The 19,261-nt window shown below is 61.3% G+C and carries 18 protein-coding genes and 1 tRNA gene; 10 read left to right on the top strand and 9 right to left on the bottom strand.

The window, feature by feature from the left end; all coding sequences use genetic code 11:
* Window positions 1–390 precede the first annotated feature (390 nt).
* Complete coding sequence (locus QYE47_RS07705; protein WP_014589372.1) at window positions 391–1,767, bottom strand: L-serine ammonia-lyase; 1,377 nt, start codon at window positions 1,765–1,767, stop codon at window positions 391–393.
* Window positions 1,768–2,219: 452 nt separating this feature from the next.
* Here QYE47_RS07705 and QYE47_RS07700 point away from each other — a divergent pair, with 452 nt between their 5' ends.
* The 3 genes from QYE47_RS07700 (at window position 2,220) to choV (ending at window position 5,272) form a co-directional block, all read left to right on the top strand.
* A complete protein-coding gene (locus tag QYE47_RS07700; RefSeq protein ID WP_014589371.1) occupies window positions 2,220–3,167 on the top strand; it encodes a choline ABC transporter substrate-binding protein in 948 nt (315 codons plus the stop codon).
* A gap of 81 nt (window positions 3,168–3,248) precedes the next feature.
* Window positions 3,249–4,097, top strand: a complete 849-nt coding sequence (gene choW / locus QYE47_RS07695) for a choline ABC transporter permease subunit (RefSeq protein WP_172830946.1) — start codon at window positions 3,249–3,251, stop codon at window positions 4,095–4,097.
* Window positions 4,094–5,272, top strand: a complete 1,179-nt coding sequence (choV, locus tag QYE47_RS07690) for a choline ABC transporter ATP-binding protein (protein WP_010951660.1) — start codon at window positions 4,094–4,096, stop codon at window positions 5,270–5,272. Before choW ends, choV begins: the two co-directional genes overlap by 4 nt.
* A 174-nt stretch (window positions 5,273–5,446) precedes the next feature.
* Here choV and hisF read toward each other — a convergent pair whose 3' ends face one another.
* The 6 genes from hisF to QYE47_RS07660 form a co-directional block, all read right to left on the bottom strand.
* Window positions 5,447–6,217 (bottom strand): imidazole glycerol phosphate synthase subunit HisF, encoded by a 771-nt coding sequence (hisF, locus tag QYE47_RS07685; protein ID WP_014589370.1) that lies wholly within the window; start codon window positions 6,215–6,217, stop codon window positions 5,447–5,449.
* A gap of 10 nt (window positions 6,218–6,227) precedes the next feature.
* Window positions 6,228–6,965 (bottom strand): 1-(5-phosphoribosyl)-5-[(5-phosphoribosylamino)methylideneamino]imidazole-4-carboxamide isomerase, encoded by a 738-nt coding sequence (hisA, locus tag QYE47_RS07680; protein ID WP_003255731.1) that lies wholly within the window; start codon window positions 6,963–6,965, stop codon window positions 6,228–6,230.
* Window positions 6,966–6,992: 27 nt separating this feature from the next.
* Window positions 6,993–7,253, bottom strand: coding sequence for a DUF2164 domain-containing protein (locus QYE47_RS07675; protein ID WP_003255734.1), 261 nt, complete (start codon window positions 7,251–7,253; stop codon window positions 6,993–6,995).
* Window positions 7,254–7,892: an imidazole glycerol phosphate synthase subunit HisH gene (hisH, locus tag QYE47_RS07670; protein ID WP_014589369.1), complete on the bottom strand. Its 639-nt coding sequence runs from the start codon at window positions 7,890–7,892 to the stop codon at window positions 7,254–7,256.
* A complete protein-coding gene (gene hisB / locus QYE47_RS07665) occupies window positions 7,893–8,486 on the bottom strand; it encodes an imidazoleglycerol-phosphate dehydratase HisB (RefSeq protein ID WP_003255736.1) in 594 nt (197 codons plus the stop codon).
* A 188-nt stretch (window positions 8,487–8,674) separates the two neighbouring features.
* Window positions 8,675–10,336 carry an OFA family MFS transporter gene (locus QYE47_RS07660; protein WP_014589368.1) on the bottom strand — a complete coding sequence of 554 codons (1,662 nt, stop codon included), beginning with the start codon at window positions 10,334–10,336 and terminating at the stop codon, window positions 8,675–8,677.
* Between the two features lie 268 nt (window positions 10,337–10,604).
* Between QYE47_RS07660 and QYE47_RS07655 the strand changes: the two genes are divergently transcribed.
* The 4 genes from QYE47_RS07655 (at window position 10,605) to QYE47_RS07640 (ending at window position 14,356) form a co-directional block, all read left to right on the top strand.
* Window positions 10,605–12,857 carry an AsmA family protein gene (locus tag QYE47_RS07655; protein WP_014589367.1) on the top strand — a complete coding sequence of 751 codons (2,253 nt, stop codon included), beginning with the start codon at window positions 10,605–10,607 and terminating at the stop codon, window positions 12,855–12,857.
* Complete coding sequence (gene mutY / locus QYE47_RS07650) at window positions 12,854–13,921, top strand: A/G-specific adenine glycosylase (RefSeq protein WP_014589366.1); 1,068 nt, start codon at window positions 12,854–12,856, stop codon at window positions 13,919–13,921. The genes QYE47_RS07655 and mutY overlap by 4 nt, the downstream gene beginning before the upstream one ends.
* A complete protein-coding gene (locus QYE47_RS07645; RefSeq protein ID WP_014589365.1) occupies window positions 13,918–14,190 on the top strand; it encodes an oxidative damage protection protein in 273 nt (90 codons plus the stop codon). The genes mutY and QYE47_RS07645 overlap by 4 nt, the downstream gene beginning before the upstream one ends.
* A 90-nt stretch (window positions 14,191–14,280) precedes the next feature.
* Window positions 14,281–14,356: transfer RNA gene (locus tag QYE47_RS07640), tRNA-Phe, on the top strand.
* A gap of 188 nt (window positions 14,357–14,544) precedes the next feature.
* On the opposite strand, the gene QYE47_RS07635 is transcribed toward QYE47_RS07640, so the two are convergent.
* Window positions 14,545–14,772, bottom strand: coding sequence for a hypothetical protein (locus tag QYE47_RS07635; RefSeq protein ID WP_041166821.1), 228 nt, complete (start codon window positions 14,770–14,772; stop codon window positions 14,545–14,547).
* A 239-nt stretch (window positions 14,773–15,011) separates the two neighbouring features.
* Here QYE47_RS07635 and QYE47_RS07630 point away from each other — a divergent pair, with 239 nt between their 5' ends.
* Entirely contained in the window at window positions 15,012–15,455 is a 444-nt protein-coding gene (locus QYE47_RS07630) for a hypothetical protein (protein WP_014589364.1), read from the top strand.
* 238 nt (window positions 15,456–15,693) lie between these two features.
* On the opposite strand, the gene gabP is transcribed toward QYE47_RS07630, so the two are convergent.
* Window positions 15,694–17,079, bottom strand: coding sequence for a GABA permease (gene gabP / locus QYE47_RS07625; protein WP_003255745.1), 1,386 nt, complete (start codon window positions 17,077–17,079; stop codon window positions 15,694–15,696).
* A gap of 631 nt (window positions 17,080–17,710) precedes the next feature.
* Here gabP and QYE47_RS07620 point away from each other — a divergent pair.
* Window positions 17,711–18,484: an ABC transporter ATP-binding protein gene (locus QYE47_RS07620; RefSeq protein ID WP_003255746.1), complete on the top strand. Its 774-nt coding sequence runs from the start codon at window positions 17,711–17,713 to the stop codon at window positions 18,482–18,484.
* A gap of 11 nt (window positions 18,485–18,495) precedes the next feature.
* The gene (locus QYE47_RS07615; protein ID WP_014589363.1) at window positions 18,496–19,248 is read left to right on the top strand and encodes an ABC transporter substrate-binding protein; all 753 of its coding nucleotides are present in this window, start codon (window positions 18,496–18,498) and stop codon (window positions 19,246–19,248) included.
* Window positions 19,249–19,261: the final 13 nt, after the last annotated feature.

Raw genomic sequence — 19,261 nt, 5'->3', positions numbered from 1 at the left:
GCAAACGCCGTGCCTAAAATTGAACGGCTATCCAAAAAAACCTGAAAACGACGCCTTTACTGGGCATTTCAAGTGCTTGCATCGTGTTGGCCAGTCGTCCAGAACAGGCGAGCTAGCGCGTTGCCTGTAACGGTTGAGCAGTTTAGTGACACGCGCCGCGTGGGTTTCCCAGAAGCGACACCTTTAAGTGTCACCGACAACCCTCACACTGATCGCGACATCCGACGATCGGTAGCGTGCCACCGCACCATAAAGAGGCATTGGCGGTTGTGTTGCACCTGCATCAACCTCAAGGGCCTCTTCGCGGGCAAGCCCGCTCCTACAGGGATTTCACCGTTCCTGTAGGAGCGGGCTTGCCCGCGAAGACGCCTTGAAGGTCAGATCAGCAAATCAGCACTCGATAGCGCTGACCGCCAGGCCGCCGCGCGAGGTCTCTTTGTACTTGTCGTGCATATCGGCCCCGGTATCGCGCATGGTGCGGATTACCTGGTCGAGGGAAATGAAGTGCTCACCATCGCCGCGCAACGCCATCTGCACCGCGTTGATGGCCTTCACGGCAGCAATCGCGTTGCGCTCGATGCAGGGCACTTGCACCAACCCGCCCACCGGGTCGCAGGTCAGGCCAAGGTTGTGTTCCAGGGCAATTTCAGCGGCGTTCTCAACCTGTGCCGGGGTGGCGCCGAGTACTTCGGCAAGGCCTGCTGCGGCCATCGCGCAGGCCGAGCCGACTTCCCCCTGGCAACCCACTTCGGCACCAGAGATCGAGGCGTTCTTCTTGCACAGGATGCCCACGGCGGCGGCGGCCAGGAAGTAGTCGACAACGCTGGACTCATCAACCTCATCACTGAAACGCATGTAGTAATGCAGCACTGCCGGGATGATGCCTGCCGCGCCGTTGGTAGGCGCGGTCACCATGCGCCCACCGGCGGCGTTTTCTTCGTTGACTGCCAAGGCGAACAGGTTGACCCACTCCATGGCACTCATGGTCGAGCCGATCACGTTGGGCTTGCCAATTTCCTGCAGGCTGCGGTGCAGCTTGGCGGCGCGCCGGCGCACGTTCAGCCCGCCGGGTAGCGTGCCCTCGTACTTGAGGCCGTTGTTGACGCATTCCTGCATGGCTTCCCAGAGCTTGTACAGGCCAGCGCGGATGTCTTCCTCGCTGCGCCAGACCTTCTCGTTGGCCATCATCAATTGCGACACGCTGAGGTCGTTTTGCTTGCACAGGCGCAGCAGTTCGGCGGCGCTGTTGAAGTCGTACGGCAACACCGTCTGGTCAGCATCCAACACACCGCTGGCGGCTTGGGCTGCATCGACCACAAAGCCGCCGCCCACCGAGTAATAGGTGTCGCGGTGCAACTCGCCCTGCTCGCCTTCGGCAATCAGGGTCATGGCGTTGGGGTGATACGGCAGGTTCTCGTCCAGCAGCAGCATGTCACGGGCCCAGACAAACTCGATGGGCAAGCGGCTATCCAGCTGCAGGGTGTTGGTTTCGCGCAGGTCGGCTATACGCGGCACGATCTGGGTCGGGTCAATGGCGTCAGGCCACTCGCCCATCAGGCCCATGATGGTGGCGTTGTCGGTGCCATGGCCGATACCGGTGGCCGACAGCGAGCCATACAGGCGCACTTCGATCCGTTTTACACGCTCCAGCTCACCGCGTTCTCGCAGGCCCTGAACGAACAGGGCGCCAGCACGCATGGGGCCGACGGTGTGGGAGCTGGAGGGCCCGACACCGATCTTGAACAGGTCGAACACGCTGATGGCCATTGTCGAATCACCTCTTGCTGGGCTTGTCTCTGCGCGCCATGCGCAGGGCGGGGTAGCTGCTAGGCTCAAACAGCGGGCCGCCTTGAATGCCAGCATCATCGGGCTTTTACCGCCCACCTCGCCGTCTGCAACCGACGTACTTTTGTCCAGCAGCGCCGCGCTGTTTTCAACCAGGAACTGCGCTCACCGCGCCGTTTTCCAGCGGCCTGGTGACGCAAAAATGCGTACGAGGGGGTGGAAAAATCCATAAGCGACATCGCCCATACTGGATACGACCCGTTCCGTACTGGATACGACCCCACCAGTAGGCGATTGCCCGGCGCTGGAGGATTATCGAAAGCGACTCGTAAAGCACGGCCACGCATCCTGCCCTCTGCAGGCCTGGTCGACCGGACCCTCAGAAAGCCCGGCGACCCACGCGAACCCGAAGACAATATCTCAGGAGTCCATCCATGAAAGGTTCACCCTCGCTGTTGCTGGTTGCGTTGCTGTCCGCGCCATTGCTGGCCCAAGCAGCCGAACCCGAGCAATGTCAGACTGTACGCTTCTCCGATGTCGGCTGGACCGACATCACAGTCACGACCGCGACCACCAGCGTTGTGCTCGAAGCCCTGGGTTACAAAACCCACACCACCATGATCTCGGTACCGGTGACCTACAAGTCGCTGGCCACCGGCAAGGACCTGGACGTGTTTCTCGGCAACTGGATGCCGACCATGGAGAACGACATCAAGCAGTACCGCGATGCCGGCACGGTAGAAACCGTGCGCGCCAACCTGGAAAACGCCAAGTACACCCTGGCAGTCCCCCAGGCGCTGTACGACAAGGGCCTGAAGGATTTCAGCGACATTCCAAAGTTCAAGAAGGAACTGAACGGCAAGATCTACGGCATCGAACCGGGTAACGACGGTAACCGCACCATCCAGAGCATGATCGACAAGAACGCCTTTGGCTTGAAGGACGCCGGTTTCAAGATCGTGCAGTCCAGCGAGGCGGGCATGCTGTCGCAGGTTGACCGCGCGCAGAAACGCGGCGAGGCATTGGTGTTCCTCGGCTGGGAGCCACACCCGATGAACACCCGCTTCAAGATGCAGTACCTGACCGGCGGGGACGAATTCTTCGGTCCCGACTTCGGTAAGGCGACCGTGCTGACAAACACCCGCAAGGGATATACGCAGGAATGCAGCAACGTTGGCCAATTGCTTAAGAATCTGTCGTTCGAGCTCAAGGATGAAAGCACCATGATGGGCTATGTCCTGGACGACAAGATGAAACCCGAAGCCGCCGCCAAGAAATGGATCAAGGACAACCCAGGCAAGCTGGATGCCTGGCTGGCCGGCGTTACCACCGTGGATGGCAAACCTGGCCTGGAGGCGGTCAAGGCCAAGCTTACGCAATAACGAACTACGCAGTAGCGCTACCTCGGGGCAGGACCGTGCCTGCCCCGGGTTGATTTCAATCTATGCAGGTGGAAGCTCGCTATCATGCTTATCGATCAGAAAATACCCCTGGGCCAGTACATCGCGTCGTTCGTCGAATGGCTGACCCAGAACGGCGCGAATTACTTCGACGCCATCGCGCAAGGCCTGGAGTTCATGATCCACGGCGTTACCAGCGCCCTGACTTTCTTCAACCCGTTCGTGCTTATCGCCCTGTTCGCCGCCCTGGCGCATTTCATCCAGCGCAAGTGGGCACTGACCGCATTTGTCGCCCTGTCGTTCCTGCTGATCCTCAACCTGGGTTACTGGCAGGAAACCATGGAGACCCTGGCGCAGGTCACCTTCGCCACAGTGGTATGTGTGGTGATCGGCGTGCCATTGGGCATCCTCGCCGCGCACAAGCCGATGTTCTATACCGCCATGCGCCCGGTGCTCGACCTGATGCAGACGGTGCCCACCTTCGTCTACCTGATCCCAACCCTGACCCTGTTCGGCCTGGGCGTGGTGCCGGGGCTGATCTCCACCGTAGTGTTCGCCATCGCCGCGCCCATTCGCCTGACCTACCTGGGCATTTGCGACGTGCCGCAAGAGTTGATGGACGCCGGCAAGGCCTTTGGCTGCTCGCGTCGTCAGCTGCTTACCCGTATCGAACTGCCGCACGCGATGCCAAGCATCGCCGCCGGTGTCACTCAATGCATCATGCTGTCGCTGTCGATGGTGGTCATTGCCGCCCTGGTTGGCGCTGATGGCCTGGGCAAACCTGTGGTCAACGCACTGAACACCGCCGATATCTCCCTGGGCTTCGAAGCGGGCCTGGCGATCGTGCTGCTGGCAATCATGCTCGACCGTATCTGCAAGCAACCGGAACTGCCGGTAAGGGGTGAGGCATGAGCATCATTCGTTTCGAAGACGTCGACGTCATCTTCTCCAACAAACCGCGCGAGGCACTGGCGCTACTGGACCAAGGCCAGACCCGCGAGCAGATCCTCAAGCAGACCGGCCTGGTGGTGGGTGTCGAAAAGGCCAACCTCGATATCAACAAAGGCGAGATCTGCGTGCTGATGGGCTTATCCGGCTCGGGCAAGTCGAGCCTGCTGCGCTGCATCAACGGCCTCAACACCGTCAGCCGTGGCAAGTTGTTCGTCGAGCACGAAGGCAAGCACATCGACATTGCCAACTGCTCCGCGGCCGAGCTGAAGATGATGCGCACCAAGCGCATTGCCATGGTGTTCCAGAAGTTTGCCCTGATGCCTTGGCTGACGGTGCGCGAGAACATCAGCTTTGGCCTGGAAATGCAGGGTCGCCCGGAAAAGGAACGGCGCAAGCTGGTCGACGAGAAGCTTGAGCTGGTGGGCCTGACCCAGTGGCGCAACAAGAAGCCAGATGAGCTTTCTGGCGGCATGCAGCAGCGCGTGGGCCTGGCCCGGGCGCTGGCGATGGATGCCGACATCTTGCTGATGGACGAACCGTTCTCGGCCCTGGATCCACTGATCCGCCAGGGCTTGCAAGATGAGCTGCTTGGCCTGCAGGCCAAGCTGAGCAAAACCATCGTGTTCGTCAGCCACGACCTGGACGAGGCGCTGAAACTGGGTACCCGCATTGCGATCATGAAAGACGGTCGGATCATCCAGTACAGCAAGCCGGAGGAGATCGTGCTGAACCCGGCTGACGAATACGTGCGCACCTTCGTCGCCCATACCAACCCGCTGAACGTGCTGTGCGGGCGCAGCCTGATGCGCAGCCTGGACAACTGCAAGCGGGTCAATGGCTCGGTGTGCCTGGACCCAGGTATCGATTCGTGGCTGGACCTTGGCGAAGGCGGCGCGCTCAAGCGTGCACGCCAAGGCCAGAACGGGCTGGACATGCAGAAATGGGCACCAGGACAAGATGTGGAACTGCTGGAGCGCAGGCCGACCGTGGTGCACGCCGACATCGGCATGCGTGAGGCACTGCAGATTCGTTATCAAACCGGCAACAAGCTGGTGCTGCAGGATAACGACAGGGTGGTGGGGATACTCGGGGATACCGAGCTTTACCACGCACTGCTCGGCAAGAACCACGGTTGAGGCAATTGGGGCCGCTTCGCGGCCCTTTCGCAGGCACGCCCGCTCCCACAGGTTTGGACTGCCCCCAAGAAGTTGGACACCAATCCAACTCTTGGGGGGCAGTCCAGGTTTGCTGAGATCTCTGTGGGAGCGGGCGTGCCCGCGAAGGGCTGCAAAGCAGCCCCGATCAATGGATCAGCGAACGACGATCCCGCGCGAAGCCATGTAAGCCTTGGCTTCAGGCACTGTGTACTCGCCAAAGTGGAAGATGCTGGCCGCCAACACCGCGCTGGCATGCCCTTCCAGGATGCCGTCTGCCAGGTGCTGCAGGTTACCCACACCCCCCGAGGCAATCACCGGAATCCCCAGCGCATCACTGATAGCGCGGGTAACGCCCAGGTCGAAGCCGTTCTTCATGCCGTCCTGGTCCATGCTGGTCAGCAGGATCTCGCCAGCGCCCAGGCCTTCCATCTTCTTCGCCCACTCGACTGCATCCAGCCCGGTCGGTTTGCGCCCGCCGTGAGTGAAAATCTCCCAGCGCGGCGCTTCACCTGGCCCGGAGACTTTCTTGGCATCGATGGCGACAACGATGCACTGCGAACCGAAACGCTCCGCCGCCTCGCCGACAAACTCTGGGTTGAACACCGCGGCGGTGTTGATCGAGACCTTGTCGGCACCGGCGTTGAGCAGGTTGCGGATGTCCTGCACGGTCCGCACGCCACCACCAACCGTCAGCGGGATGAACACCTGGCTGGCCATGCGCTCGACGGTATGCAGCGTGGTATCGCGCCCATCGACGCTAGCGGTAATGTCGAGAAAGGTGATTTCGTCGGCACCTTGCTCGTCGTAGCGACGGGCGATTTCCACCGGGTCGCCGGCATCACGGATGTTCTCGAACTTGACGCCCTTGACCACCCGGCCGTTGTCCACGTCCAGGCAAGGGATAATGCGCTTGGCCAGTGCCATGGTTCAGTCCTCAGCCTTGGTAATTGTCACAGAAGGCCTGGGCCTCAGCGACATCCAGGGTGCCTTCGTAGATGGCACGGCCGGTGATGGCGCCGATGATGCCCGGGGCCTTGGCGTCCAGCAGGGCCTTGATGTCACCCAGGTTGTGAATGCCGCCCGAGGCGATCACCGGGATACGGGTGGCTTCAGCCAGTGCCTTGGTGAAGGGCACGTTGCAGCCCTGCATCATGCCGTCCTTGGCGATGTCGGTGTAGACGATCGCCGAGACGCCATCGGCCTCGAAACGCTTGGCCAGGTCGATGACCTGCACCGAGCTCACTTCGGCCCAACCGTCGGTGGCGACGAAACCGTCCTTGGCGTCCAGGCCGACGATGACCTTGCCCGGGAAGGCTTTGCACGCTTCAGCGACGAACTCGGGCTGCTTGACGGCCTTGGTGCCGATGATCACGTAGCTGACGCCAGCCTTGACGTAGTGTTCGATGGTTTCCAGCGAACGGATACCGCCGCCGATCTGGATCGGCAGGTTCGGGTAGCGCTTGGCGATGGCGGTAACCACTTCACCATTGACCGGCTGGCCTTCGAAGGCGCCGTTGAGGTCAACCAGGTGCAGGCGGCGGCAGCCACCCTCGACCCACTTGGCGGCCATGCTCACCGGGTCGTCGGAAAATACCGTGGAGTCTTCCATACGGCCCTGGCGCAGGCGCACGCAAGCACCGTCCTTCAGATCGATAGCGGGGATAATCAGCATCTTGGGAACCTGTCTATTTGTTGGGTTTCAGGGCTTCTCGAGTGCCCACAGGTCGCTTTCGATGCTCTCGAACCGCTCCTTGAGGTGCAGCTGAACATCGGCAATCGCCCTGTTGTAGTAATGGGGTGCAATCTCTTTGCTGAACAGCTCGAGGACCTCGGCCACCTCGAACGACCCCAACTGCAGCTCGAAGCGGTCTTCGAGAAAACGCTTCAAGGTGTCGAGCGCTTCGCGCTCCTGCTCGGGGGCCAGGGTGATGGTCGGGGCCTTGGTCTTCGACCTGCTCATTTACCAGCGCCCGTCCCAGGCGATGAAGTTCTGCAGCAGCTGCAGGCCATGGGTATGGCTCTTCTCCGGGTGGAACTGCACGGCAAAACGCGAACCGTCGGCCAGCGCTGCGGCAAAGTCGACGCCATAGTGACCGCGACCCACCACCTGGCCCGGCTTGCCGGCATTGATGTAGTAGCTGTGCACGAAGTAGAAACGTGCGCGGTCAGGGATGTCGTGCCACAGCGGGTGGTCGATGGTCTGGCTGACTTCGTTCCAGCCCATGTGCGGCACCTTCAGGTGCTCGCCCTCTTCTTGCAGGTCTTTGCCGAAAAAGCGCACCTGGCCAGGGAACAGGCCAATGCAGTCGACGCCGGTGTTTTCCTCACTGTGCTCGAGCAGCGCCTGCATACCGACGCAGATGCCGAGGAACGGGCGGTCCTGGCTGACTTCGCGCACCAGGCTGTCGAAACCCAGGCGGCGGATCTCGGCCATGCAGTCGCGAATCGCGCCCACGCCCGGGAACACCACACGGTCGGCCTCGCGGATCACTGAGGCATCGCTGGTCACCAGCACTTTACCGGCACCTACGTGCTCAAGCGCCTTGGCCACCGAGTGCAGGTTACCCATGCCATAGTCGATTACGGCTACCGTTTGCATTTACAGGCACCCTTTGGTGGAAGGCATCTGCCCGGCCATACGCTCGTCGAGGGTGATGGCCATGCGCAGAGCGCGGCCGAAAGCCTTGAATACGGTTTCGATCTGGTGGTGGGTGTTGTGGCCACGCAGGTTGTCGATATGCAGGGTTACCAGGGCGTGATTGACGAAGCCCTGGAAAAACTCCTGGAACAGGTCGACATCGAAGCCGCCAACGCTGGCACGGGTATACGGTACGTGCATCTGCAGGCCTGGGCGGCCAGAGAAGTCGATGACCACGCGTGACAGCGCTTCGTCCAGCGGCACGTAGGCGTGGCCGTAGCGGAAGATACCTTTCTTGTCACCGATGGCTTGGGCGAATGCCATGCCCAGGGTGATGCCGACGTCTTCGACGGTATGGTGATCGTCGATATGCGTGTCACCCTTGCACTCGATATCCAGATCGATCAACCCATGGCGGGCGATCTGGTCCAGCATGTGTTCAAGGAAGGGCACACCGATATCGAATCGGGCCTTGCCGCTGCCATCGAGGTTGATCGAGCACTTGACCTGGGTTTCCAGGGTATTGCGCTCGACGGAAGCCTTACGTTCAACCATCACCAGCTCCGCAAAATCATTGGGCGAAAAGGGTTTCATTATAGGCCCAGAACGCGCCAGCTTGAAACGCGGATGACATATGGCAAAGCCAGGTTTTACGCGGGCTGGATGCCGCTACAGGTCTATACAACCACAACGGCCCGCTCCTGCATCTGCGAAAGGGGCGCAACGCGCGCCCCCTTTGCTGATCAATGGAACAGCACAGCGGTCTTCTGCAAGGTCACCCAGACACCCCAGGCCAACGGCACGACCACCACCGCCCAGGCCAGCAGCACCAGTGGCAGGCTGCCTGGCGCCGCTTTCCACTCCAGCGACCGCGCCCCGTCGGCGCCCTTGTCATGGCTCAACGCCCGCTCGGCCGCCAGTTCGGCATCACTCATGAAGTGCTTGTCGGCCACCGGGCGCACCAGCATGTTGCAGATAAAGCCCAGCACCAGCAGACCCGCGAGGATGTACAAGGTCATGTCATAAGCCGCCGCCCGCTCCACGCCCGCTGCCAGTTGATACTCGCGCAGGTAGGTGATCAGCACCGGCCCCAGCACCCCCGCTGCCGCCCAGGCGGTCAGCAGGCGGCCATGGATGGCACCCACCATCTGCGTGCCGAACAGGTCGGCCAGGTAGGCCGGCACCGTCGCAAAACCACCGCCATACATCGACAGGATGATGCAGAACGCTGCCACGAAAAGCGCCACGTTGCCCAGGTGCCCCATGTTCGGCACCAGGCTGTACAAGCCCACGCCCAAGGCGAAGAAGGCAAAGTAGGTGTTCTTGCGGCCGATGTAATCGGAGAACGATGCCCAGAAGAACCGGCCGCCAATGTTGAACAGGCTCAGCAGGCCGGTAAAGCCGGCGGCGATCGCGGCAATCTGCGCCAACTGCGCAGTGCTCAGCTGGCTGAAGGTCAGTTCGTTGCCCAGTAATTTACCGGCGAACACTTCCTGCAGCAGCGGTGACGCCATGCCCAAAATGCCGATGCCCGCCGACACGTTCAGGCACAGCACCAGCCAGATCAGCGCGAACTGCGGGGTCTTCCAGGCCACACTGACGTGCACGTGGCGGTCGGTGACCATGGCGTTACTGGCATTCTTCAACGGCGCAGCCCAGCCTTCAGGCTTCCAGCCGGTCGGTGGTACGCGATACGCCAGGGCGCCAGCGGTCATGAACACAAAGTAGATCGCCGCCATGGCGACAAAGCTCTGCCATACGCCAACTTCGTGCTCATTGCCAAAATGCCCCATAAGCGCGGTGGCCAGCGGCGCCCCGACCATGGCCCCGCCGCCGAAGCCCATGATCGCCATACCGGTGGCCATGCCGCGTTTGTCCGGGAACCACTTGATCAAGGTCGACACGGGTGAGATGTAGCCCAGGCCCAGGCCGATACCGCCAATCACGCCGGAACCAAGCCACATCAGCCACAGCTGATGGGTTTTCACACCTATCGCCGAAAGCAGCATGCCACCGCACCAGCACAAGGCCGACACCAGGCCAGCCTTGCGCGGGCCGGCGTGCTCCAGCCAGCCGCCCAACACCGCCGCCGAGCAGCCGAGAAAGACGAAGAACAGGGTGTAGATCCAGCTCAGCATCGAGATTGGCCAGTCGCATTCGGCGCTGAACATCCGGGCCATGAAGCCCATGTCTGCCGCACAGGCGACGGGGGCGGTGATCCCCAGGGCTTGCGACAAAGGCAACCAGAATACCGAGAAGCCGTAGGCCATACCGATGCACAGGTGAATGGCCAGGGCAGCTGGCGGGACCAGCCAGCGGTTGAAGCCCGGGCGGGCGATTATGCGTTCCTTCGACAGGAAGCCTGGCTCACTGGCCAAGGTTCCCGTCGCGACGGTACTGGTCATGAATCTGATCCTTGTTATAGGGAGGGTGCTCGCGAAGCGGCGCAAGGGTAGCAGCATCAAGCAGAATGAAAGCAATCTGCCATCGTCCATTTTTGCCTGACTGAATCGGTCATGTCCCCGGCAAAAGCTCAATATTAAGCTGTCGAAAGCCGTACCCTCTGATACAGGCGTAGGAATTTCCTACATCTCTAGTCGTACAAGCAGGGGTAACCGCTACAGCGTTATACTCTGCCGCCTGAACTCACTAACGGACTAAAAGGACTCGCCCATGAAAGCGTTCGGCAAAATCCTGGGACTGGGGCTTCTCGGGTTACTGCTGATCATCGTGGCGCTGGGCTTCGCCCTGACCCACCTCTTTGATCCCAACGACTACAAAGACGAGATTCGCCAGCTGGCACGCGACAAGGCGCACGTCGAACTGACCCTCAACGGTGACATCGGCTGGAGTCTGTTCCCGTGGCTGGGCCTGGAGCTGCACGAAGCCAGCATCGCTACCTTGAACAAACCCAAGGAACCGTTCGCCGACCTGCAGATGCTTGGCCTTTCAGTCCGTGTGCTGCCGCTGCTACGCCGCGAAGTGCAAATGAGCGACGTACGTGTCGAGGGCCTGAACCTGACCCTGGCGCGTGACGAACAGGGCCATGGCAATTGGGAGGACATCGGCAAGCCGCTGCCCGCGCAGAATGGCGCAGGCACCGATGCACCCGCACAGGCACCGGCACAGGCCGAGCAGGCGCCTGCGACCAGCGACAGCAACGACCGCGCCATCAAGCTGGACATTGACAGCCTGACCGTGAACAACGCGCGCGTGCAGTACACCGATGCCAAGACCGGCCACAGCTACAGCGCCGAAAGCATCCAGCTGAGCACCGGCCCAATCCATGAAGGCGCAAACATTGCGCTCAAGACCAGCGCCTTTATCAGCGCCAGCCAGCCGAACATCAAGGCCCGTACCGAGCTGGCCGGCGAATTGCGCTTCGACCGCAAGCTCAAACGCTACAACTTCGAAGACATGCGCCTGTCGGGCGAGACCTCGGGTGAGCCTACCGGCGGCAAGACCGTGACCTTCGCCGCACAAGGCCAACTGCTGGTCGACCTGGCCGCCAATGTCGCCTCGTGGAACGGCCTGAAAGTTTCGGCCAACCAACTGCGCGCCCTCGGTGAGCTGAACCTGCGTGATCTGGACAAGGCACCCCAGCTGAGCGGCGGCCTGTCCATCGCCCAGTTCAACCTGCGCACCTTCCTTGAAAGCATCGGCCACCCGCTGCCGGCCACCCATGACCCGGCCGCCTTCGCCAAGCTGGAGCTGGTGACCCGCCTGCAGGGGACGCCCAGCAGCCTGGCCCTCGAAGACCTGGCAGTGAAGCTGGACGACAGCACCTTCAGCGGCCGCGTGGCCGTCGAAGATTTCGCCAAACAGGCCCTGCGCCTGCAGCTTAAGGGCGACACATTCGACGCCGACCGCTACCTGCCGGCCAAAAGCGAAGAAGCCAAGGGCGCCACCGCTGCGCGCCAGGCCGAGGTCAAGCAACAAGAGGCCAGCGCCGTAGCCGGTGCCGGCACCACGCCACTGCCCAACGCCCCAACGCAAGTGGCATGGAGCGACGACAAGCTGCTACCGGTCGACCGCCTGCGCGCCCTCGACCTGCAGGCCGACCTGGCCTTCGGCTCGTTGACCCTGGACAAGCTGCCGATCGAGGGCGCCCAGCTCAAGGCCGTTGGCCAAGGCGGCCTGCTGACCCTGCAAACCCTGCGCGGAGCGCTGTACAACGGCACCTTCGAAGCCAAGGGCACGGTCGACGTGCGCCCTGCCGTGCCACAGCTGGGTGTGAACACCAATATCCAGCGGGTGCCGGTGGAACACTTCATCAAGGCCGAAGGCAAGGAACAGACGCCGCCGGTCAAGGGCCTGCTGACCCTGACCAGTGATCTGACAGCCACCGGTAACAGCCAGAAAGCACTGGTCGACACCCTGAACGGCAGCGCAAACTTCGCCATCAACGATGGCGTGCTGGTCAATGCCAACCTGGAACAGCAGCTGTGCCAAGCCATCGCCACGCTCAATCGCAAGACGCTGAGCAGCGAACCACGCGGCAAGGACACCCCGTTCCAGGAACTGCGCGGCAGCCTGGTGGTACGCAATGGCGTCGCCAGCAACCCGGACCTCAAGGCGCGCATACCGGGCCTGACTGTCAATGGCCATGGTGACCTCGACCTGCGCGTGCTGGGCATGGACTACAACATCGGCGTAGTCGTCGAAGGCGACCAGCGTGCCATGCCGGACCCGGCCTGCCAGGTCAACGAACGTTATGTGGGTGTTGAAGTCCCCCTGCGCTGCCGTGGTCCGCTGGAACTCGGCGCAAAGGCCTGCCGCCTCGACCAGAACGGCCTGGGCAAGGTTGCCGCCAAGCTGGCCGGTAACCGCCTGAAAGACAAGATCGATGAAAAACTTGACGAAAAACTTGGAGACAAAGTGAGCCCGGAACTGAAAGACGCGCTCAAGGGGCTGTTCAACCGATGAGCCCCGAGCAGTTCTCCAGCGCAGTGCTGGACTGGTATGACGAGCATGGCCGGCACGACCTGCCCTGGCAACAGGGCATCACGCCGTACCGGGTGTGGGTGTCGGAAATCATGTTGCAGCAGACCCAGGTCAGCACCGTGCTCAATTACTTCGACCGCTTCATGCAGGCCCTGCCAACCGTGCAAGCCCTGGCCGAAGCACCGGAGGACGAAGTGCTGCACCTGTGGACGGGCCTGGGCTACTACACCCGCGCACGCAACCTGCAAAAGGCCGCCAAGGTCGTCGTCGAGCAACATGGCGGCGAATTCCCGCGCAGTGTCGAGCAGCTTACCGAGTTGCCCGGCATTGGCCGCTCCACTGCCGGCGCCATCGCCAGCATCAGCATGGGCATCCGCGCGCCGATCCTCGACGGCAACGTCAAGCGCGTGCTGGCACGCTACACCGCCCAGGCGGGCTACCCCGGCGAACCCAAGGTTGCCAACCAGCTATGGGCCACCGCCGAGCGCTTTACCCCGCAACAACGCGCCAACCACTACACCCAGGCGATGATGGACATGGGCGCCACGCTGTGCACGCGCAGCAAGCCCAGTTGCCTGATCTGCCCGTTGCAGCACGGCTGCGAAGCGCACCTGCACGGCGAAGAAACCCGCTACCCCGAGCCCAAACCGCGCAAGGCGCTGCCGCAACGGCGCACACTGATGCCACTGCTGGCCAACCACGAAGGCGCCATCCTGCTTTACCGCCGCCCTTCCAGCGGCCTGTGGGGTGGTTTGTGGAGCCTCCCGGAGCTGGACGACATCGCCCAGCTCGACGACCTGGCCTACCAGCACGGCCTGCGCCTGGCTGGCCGCCACGCCATGGACGGCCTGACCCATACCTTCAGCCACTTCCAGCTGGCGATCGAGCCCTGGCTCGTGCACGTCGACCCGGTCGGCGAGCACGTGGCCGAGGCCGACTGGCTCTGGTATAACCTCGCCACCCCGCCGCGCCTGGGCCTCGCCGCCCCGGTGAAAAAGCTGCTTGAACGCGCGGCCGACGAACTGATCGCAGGAGACGCCCGATGACCCGCACCGTGATGTGCCGCAAATACCTAGAAGAACTGCCAGGCCTGGAACGCCCGCCCTATCCCGGTGCCAAGGGCCAGTACATCTTCGAACACATCTCGCAGAAAGCCTGGGCCGACTGGCAGAAGCACCAGACCATGCTGATCAACGAGAAGCGCCTGAACATGATGAACGCCGAGGACCGCAAATTCCTCCAGGCTGAGATGGACAAGTTTTTCGCCGGCGAAGAATACGCTCAGGCCGAAGGCTACGTTCCGCCGGCCGAATGACCTCAAAAATCGTAAGCGACGGAATTAATTTAAAATTTTTTCAAAAAGTCGTTGACGAGCGGTCCGGAAATCTATTTAATTCACCTCGTCGCCCAGATAGCTCAGTCGGTAGAGCAGAGGATTGAAAATCCTCGTGTCGGCGGTTCGACTCCGTCTCTGGGCACCACCTTCAAGCTTCTGGTGGTTGCAAAGTTACCCGAAGCGACAACAAGAAACCCGCCTAGTGCGGGTTTTTTGTTGCCTGCGATTTTTAACTTCACGCGGCGTCGAAGAACACGAGACCTCACAACGCAACCTGAAGGCTCGCCATGCAATCGAGAAACCCGCAGCCAGAAGCAGACTGCGGGCCAAACCTTACTCGTCCGACATGGAACGAAGATGCTTGAATGCGTCCTCGGTCATGTGCCCCATGTAGGAGATGCTGTGCAACTGAAGCTGGCCGTGGTGCTTGCCTTTTTCGATAATGGCGGCGATGTCAGCCTTTGTAATCCTTTGCTCGTCGCAACCGGCGAAACCGGTTGGATAGTAAACCCTGCCATCGTCCGTGTAGCTGTACAGGGTGACCAGATAAAAGTGCTTCATGACTCCTCCTTTGTAGCGCAAACGTGCGCATCACTCCCAGACGCCGAATTGGCGCAGTGAAAGGCTGCCAGCCAGCATGGCTGGCAGCAGGAGAGAAGCTACGCAGGGCCCACGGTCCGCATAATCTGGATATGTATCCCACAGACATCCCAAGCTGCAGCGCCCAGGCGCGCTGCTTGGGTTTATCGGGCAATTGCGCTTCAATACGCGCACTTTCAGACACACCCAAGGATTTCCCCATGGCCACCCCTACCAAGCAACAGAAACGCGCCAAGCGCGCCGCCAGCAAGGCCAAGCAGAACCGCATGGTTCGCAGCGGCCAAGCGGTCAAGGCCAGTGCCGGCGACAGCGCCAGCGTCGAGCAGGTGTACAACAAGGCCATGGAGTCGGGCAGCTACGACGCGATGTTCAACAAGATGAAGGAAGCCCAGGAAGGCGGCCTGGTGCCAATGATCTCGGTGTTCCTGGTGGATCCGCTGCTCGCCCTGGTGCTCAAGGGGCACAAGGAAGAACACGCCACCGACTACATCGTGCTGGTGTTCAACGCCTACCGCAAATGGCTGGACGGCGCTGACGAAGAGACCACCATGGCCTGGCTGGAGAGTGATGAGTTCCAGGACGCCTATATCGCCGCTTCCGAACTCGTGGCCAAACAGCAGCAACAGCAGAAGCAGTTTGGCTGACAGGGCCATATAACCTGTTGCGGCCCCTGTAGGAGCGGGTTTACCCGCGAATACAATGGCGGCTGCGACGGTGATTAGCCAGGGAAATCGGCCAGCAGCCCCGGCCCTTTCGCGGGTAAACCCGCTCCTACGGGCCTGTGGTGAACCTGCGGGCTTGCCCGCGAAAGGGTCATCACAGGCCACAAAAAAAGGCCGCACCCTTCACAGGGCGCGGCCTTTTCATTTCAGTCAGCGCGGATCAGCTGTCCAGCGCCGCCCGCCCGGCAGCCTCGCGCTTGCGGTGCACCAGCAAGCCAGCCGCCACCACACCAATACTCAGCAACGCAGTCGCAATGATCTCCGCACGGTGATCCTCACGCAGCGCCATGACCACCAGAATGGCAACGATGAAGGCAATGGTCGCCCAGGTCAGGCCCGGGAACAGCCACATCTTGAAGGTGATCTTCTCGCCGCGGGCTTCACGCTGGGCGCGCATGCGCAGCTGCGACACGGCAATCACCAGGTACACCAGCAGCGCGATGGCGCCAGAGCTGGCCAGCAGGAACTCGAACACCTGGGCCGGTGCCACGAAGTTGGCGAACACGCAGAGAAACGCAGCCGCGGTGGACAGCAGTACCGCCACGTGCGGGGTCGCCGCCTTGGTGGTGCGTTGGGCGATGGCCGGGGCGTCGCCACGCTTGCTCAGCGAGAACAACATGCGCGAAGAAGTGTACAGCGCCGAGTTCAGGCAGCTGGTCACGGCAATCAGCACCACAATGTCGACGATCAGCTTGGCATTCGGCACACCAATGCGGCTCAGCACGGTCTGGTAGGAGCCCGTCTCGGCCAAGGCCGGGTCGTTCCACGGCACCAGGGCCACGACCAGGAAGATCGATACCAGGTAGAACAGGCAGATACGCCAGATTACCGAGTTGGTGGCACGGCTGATCTGCTTGCCCGGGTCCTTCGACTCGGCAGCGGCGATGGTGACGATTTCGGTACCCATGAACGAGAACATGGTGGTCAGCATCGCTGCCAGCACCGCGCCCAGGCCGTTGGGCATGAAGCCTTGGGTATCGAACAGGTGGCTGGCACCGCTCACCTGGCTGCTCGGTACAAAGCCGAACAAGGCAGCACAGCCCACGGCGATGAAGCCGATGATCGCCAGCACTTTGAGCAGGGCAAACCAGAACTCGAACTCACCGTAGTTCTTCACACTGCACAGGTTGGTAAGTGTCAGTGCCAAGGTAATGATGAGGGAGAACGCCCACAGGTCAACCGCCGGGAACCAGGCATGCAGAATGGCTGCGGCGGCGTTGGCCTCCAGCGGAATCACCAGCACCCAGAACCACCAGTACAGCCAGCCAATGGTGAAACCGGCCCAGCGCCCGATGGCGCGGTCGGCATACGTAGAGAACGAACCGGTGTCAGGCGAGGCGACTGCCATTTCACCCAACATACGCATCACCAGCACGACCAGCGTACCGGCGGCAGCGTAAGCCAGCAGCACGGCAGGGCCGGCAGCTGCGATGGCGTGGCCGGAGCCTACGAACAGGCCGGCACCGATGACGCCAGCGATGGACAGCATGGTCACATGCCGTTGTTTGAGCCCCTGAGCGAGGTCATTGGAATTGTTACCGCTCATTGAAACTACCTTTGTAAGGAGTGGACCACGCCGACTGCGGGTACAGAGCGCGCCAGGGGATGACCTAGGCGTCGCTGCAATCGGCGGTTTCCAACGGGCAATAAGCGCGCCATATGACGAATGCACTCGTCAGAAAATTCTGCAGGCCTTTGATGATGCGGCCTGGAGGGCTTTCGGCCATTGCATGACCGAAAGGACCTCAAATTAGTGGATTACTGAAATACCCACTTACAAATGCACCAAAGGTGCTCCTCGGTAACACCTGTGCACCACTGCAATGCCAAAAAGTGCAACCCATGGGTACAACCTTGTGACATCAACATGGCATCCGTGGGTGAACCCGATTGCACTGGCAAAAGGTCGGGTTTACCCCTCCAATGGGTCAAAACAGCTTCCATGAGCCGGCCAAAGCTGGCACCATCGCGCCTTTTTTCATCAAGGCTCTGGTGCTGGGCGACACCTTCGCGGACATCTGCGCGACGTTACGCTGTAGCGATGCGACAAACTGCCCCACCAGCGCCCCCAGTCCCCGGCGACCCTGTTGGCCGTCATAATGCCGCTATGCTAGCTTGGCGCACGCCAGGAAGGCCGCCAACAGCTGGGAACGCACCCGAACACATGAGGACCGCACATGGCTCAGGCCACGCCCGCGCTGGAAATCCGCAATTTGCACAAACGCTACGGCGAGCAGGAAATTCTCAAGGGCATTTCGCTGACCGCTCGCGACGGTGACGTGATCTCCATCCTGGGGTCGTCCGGCTCCGGCAAGTCCACCCTGCTGCGCTGCATCAACCTGCTCGAGAACCCGCACCAGGGCGAAATCCTGGTCGCCGGCGAAGCCCTCAAGCTCAAGGCCGCCAAGAATGGCGACCTGATCGCAGCCGACAACCGCCAGATCAATCGCCTGCGCAGCGAAATCGGCTTTGTCTTCCAGAATTTCAACCTGTGGCCGCACATGTCGATCCTCGACAACATCATCGAGGCGCCACGCCGCGTGCTCGGCCAAAGCAAGGCCGAGGCCATCGAAGCCGCCGAAGCGCTGCTGAACAAGGTGGGCATCTACGACAAACGCCACAGCTACCCCGCCCAGCTTTCCGGTGGCCAGCAACAGCGCGCCGCCATTGCCCGTACCCTGGCCATGAAGCCCAAGGTCATCCTGTTCGATGAGCCCACTTCGGCGCTCGATCCGGAAATGGTCCAGGAAGTGCTTAACGTTATCCGCGCATTGGCCGAAGAAGGCCGTACCATGCTGCTGGTGACGCACGAGATGAGCTTTGCCCGCCATGTGTCCAGTGAAGTCGTCTTCCTGCACCAGGGCCTGGTCGAAGAGCAGGGATCGCCGCAGCAGGTCTTCGAAAACCCGACCTCGGCGCGTTGCAAGCAATTCATGTCCAGCCACCGCTAACGGAGCAATACATGCACACCTACAAGAAGTTTCTCCTGGCAGCTGCTGCCACGCTGGTGATGACGGCAAACGCCATGGCCGCAGAAAAACTGCGCATGGGCATCGAAGCCGCCTACCCACCGTTCAACAACAAGGATGCCAGCGGTAACGTGGTTGGCTTCGACAAAGACATCGGCGACGCCCTGTGCGCCAAGATGAAAGTCGAGTGCTCGGTCGTTACCTCCGACTGGGACGGCATCATCCCGGCCCTGAACGCCAAGAAGTTCGACTTCCTGGTGTCGTCGCTGTCGATCACCGACGAACGCAAGCAGGCTGTGGACTTCACCGAGCCGTACTACTCCAACAAGCTGCAGTTCATCGCGCCGAAAAACGTCGACTTCAAGACCGACAAAGCGTCGCTCAAGGGCAAGGTCATCGGCACCCAGCGCGCCACCTTGGCCGGCACCTACCTTGAAGACAACTACCCGGATGTCGATGTCAAACTCTACGACACCCAGGAAAACGCCTACCTTGACCTGGTTTCCGGTCGTATCGACGGCATCCTGGCCGACAAGTACGTGCAGTACGAGTGGCTGAAGAGCAAAGACGGCTCGAACTTCGAGTTCAAGGGCGAGCCGGTGATGGACAGCGACAAGATCGGCATTGCCGTGCGCAAAGGTGACACCAAGCTGCGCGACGACCTGAACAAAGCCCTGGCAGAAATCAAAGCCGACGGTACGTACAAGAAAATCAACGACAAGTACTTCCCGTTCAGCATCGAATGATCCGCCCTGACCG

Source organism: Pseudomonas sp. 2,4-D (genome assembly GCF_030418155.1).
GTDB lineage: Bacteria > Pseudomonadota > Gammaproteobacteria > Pseudomonadales > Pseudomonadaceae > Aquipseudomonas > Aquipseudomonas alloputida.
Note: the sequence above shows the minus strand (reverse complement) of the source record. Positions and strands in the feature narration are given on the sequence as shown.

Coding starts and splice junctions, on each gene's coding strand:
- mutY (WP_014589366.1), top strand. CDS start 12,854: ATGAGCCCCGAGCAGTTCTCCAGCGCAGTGCTGGACTGGTATGACGAG.
- QYE47_RS07675 (WP_003255734.1), bottom strand. CDS start 7,253: ATGAGCAGGTCGAAGACCAAGGCCCCGACCATCACCCTGGCCCCCGAG.
- hisH (WP_014589369.1), bottom strand. CDS start 7,892: ATGCAAACGGTAGCCGTAATCGACTATGGCATGGGTAACCTGCACTCG.
- QYE47_RS07630 (WP_014589364.1), top strand. CDS start 15,012: ATGGCCACCCCTACCAAGCAACAGAAACGCGCCAAGCGCGCCGCCAGC.
- QYE47_RS07645 (WP_014589365.1), top strand. CDS start 13,918: ATGACCCGCACCGTGATGTGCCGCAAATACCTAGAAGAACTGCCAGGC.
- choV (WP_010951660.1), top strand. CDS start 4,094: ATGAGCATCATTCGTTTCGAAGACGTCGACGTCATCTTCTCCAACAAA.
- QYE47_RS07615 (WP_014589363.1), top strand. CDS start 18,496: ATGCACACCTACAAGAAGTTTCTCCTGGCAGCTGCTGCCACGCTGGTG.
- QYE47_RS07620 (WP_003255746.1), top strand. CDS start 17,711: ATGGCTCAGGCCACGCCCGCGCTGGAAATCCGCAATTTGCACAAACGC.
- QYE47_RS07660 (WP_014589368.1), bottom strand. CDS start 10,336: ATGACCAGTACCGTCGCGACGGGAACCTTGGCCAGTGAGCCAGGCTTC.
- QYE47_RS07700 (WP_014589371.1), top strand. CDS start 2,220: ATGAAAGGTTCACCCTCGCTGTTGCTGGTTGCGTTGCTGTCCGCGCCA.
- hisA (WP_003255731.1), bottom strand. CDS start 6,965: ATGCTGATTATCCCCGCTATCGATCTGAAGGACGGTGCTTGCGTGCGC.
- gabP (WP_003255745.1), bottom strand. CDS start 17,079: ATGAGCGGTAACAATTCCAATGACCTCGCTCAGGGGCTCAAACAACGG.
- QYE47_RS07635 (WP_041166821.1), bottom strand. CDS start 14,772: ATGAAGCACTTTTATCTGGTCACCCTGTACAGCTACACGGACGATGGC.
- hisF (WP_014589370.1), bottom strand. CDS start 6,217: ATGGCACTGGCCAAGCGCATTATCCCTTGCCTGGACGTGGACAACGGC.
- hisB (WP_003255736.1), bottom strand. CDS start 8,486: ATGGTTGAACGTAAGGCTTCCGTCGAGCGCAATACCCTGGAAACCCAG.
- QYE47_RS07655 (WP_014589367.1), top strand. CDS start 10,605: ATGAAAGCGTTCGGCAAAATCCTGGGACTGGGGCTTCTCGGGTTACTG.
- QYE47_RS07705 (WP_014589372.1), bottom strand. CDS start 1,767: ATGGCCATCAGCGTGTTCGACCTGTTCAAGATCGGTGTCGGGCCCTCC.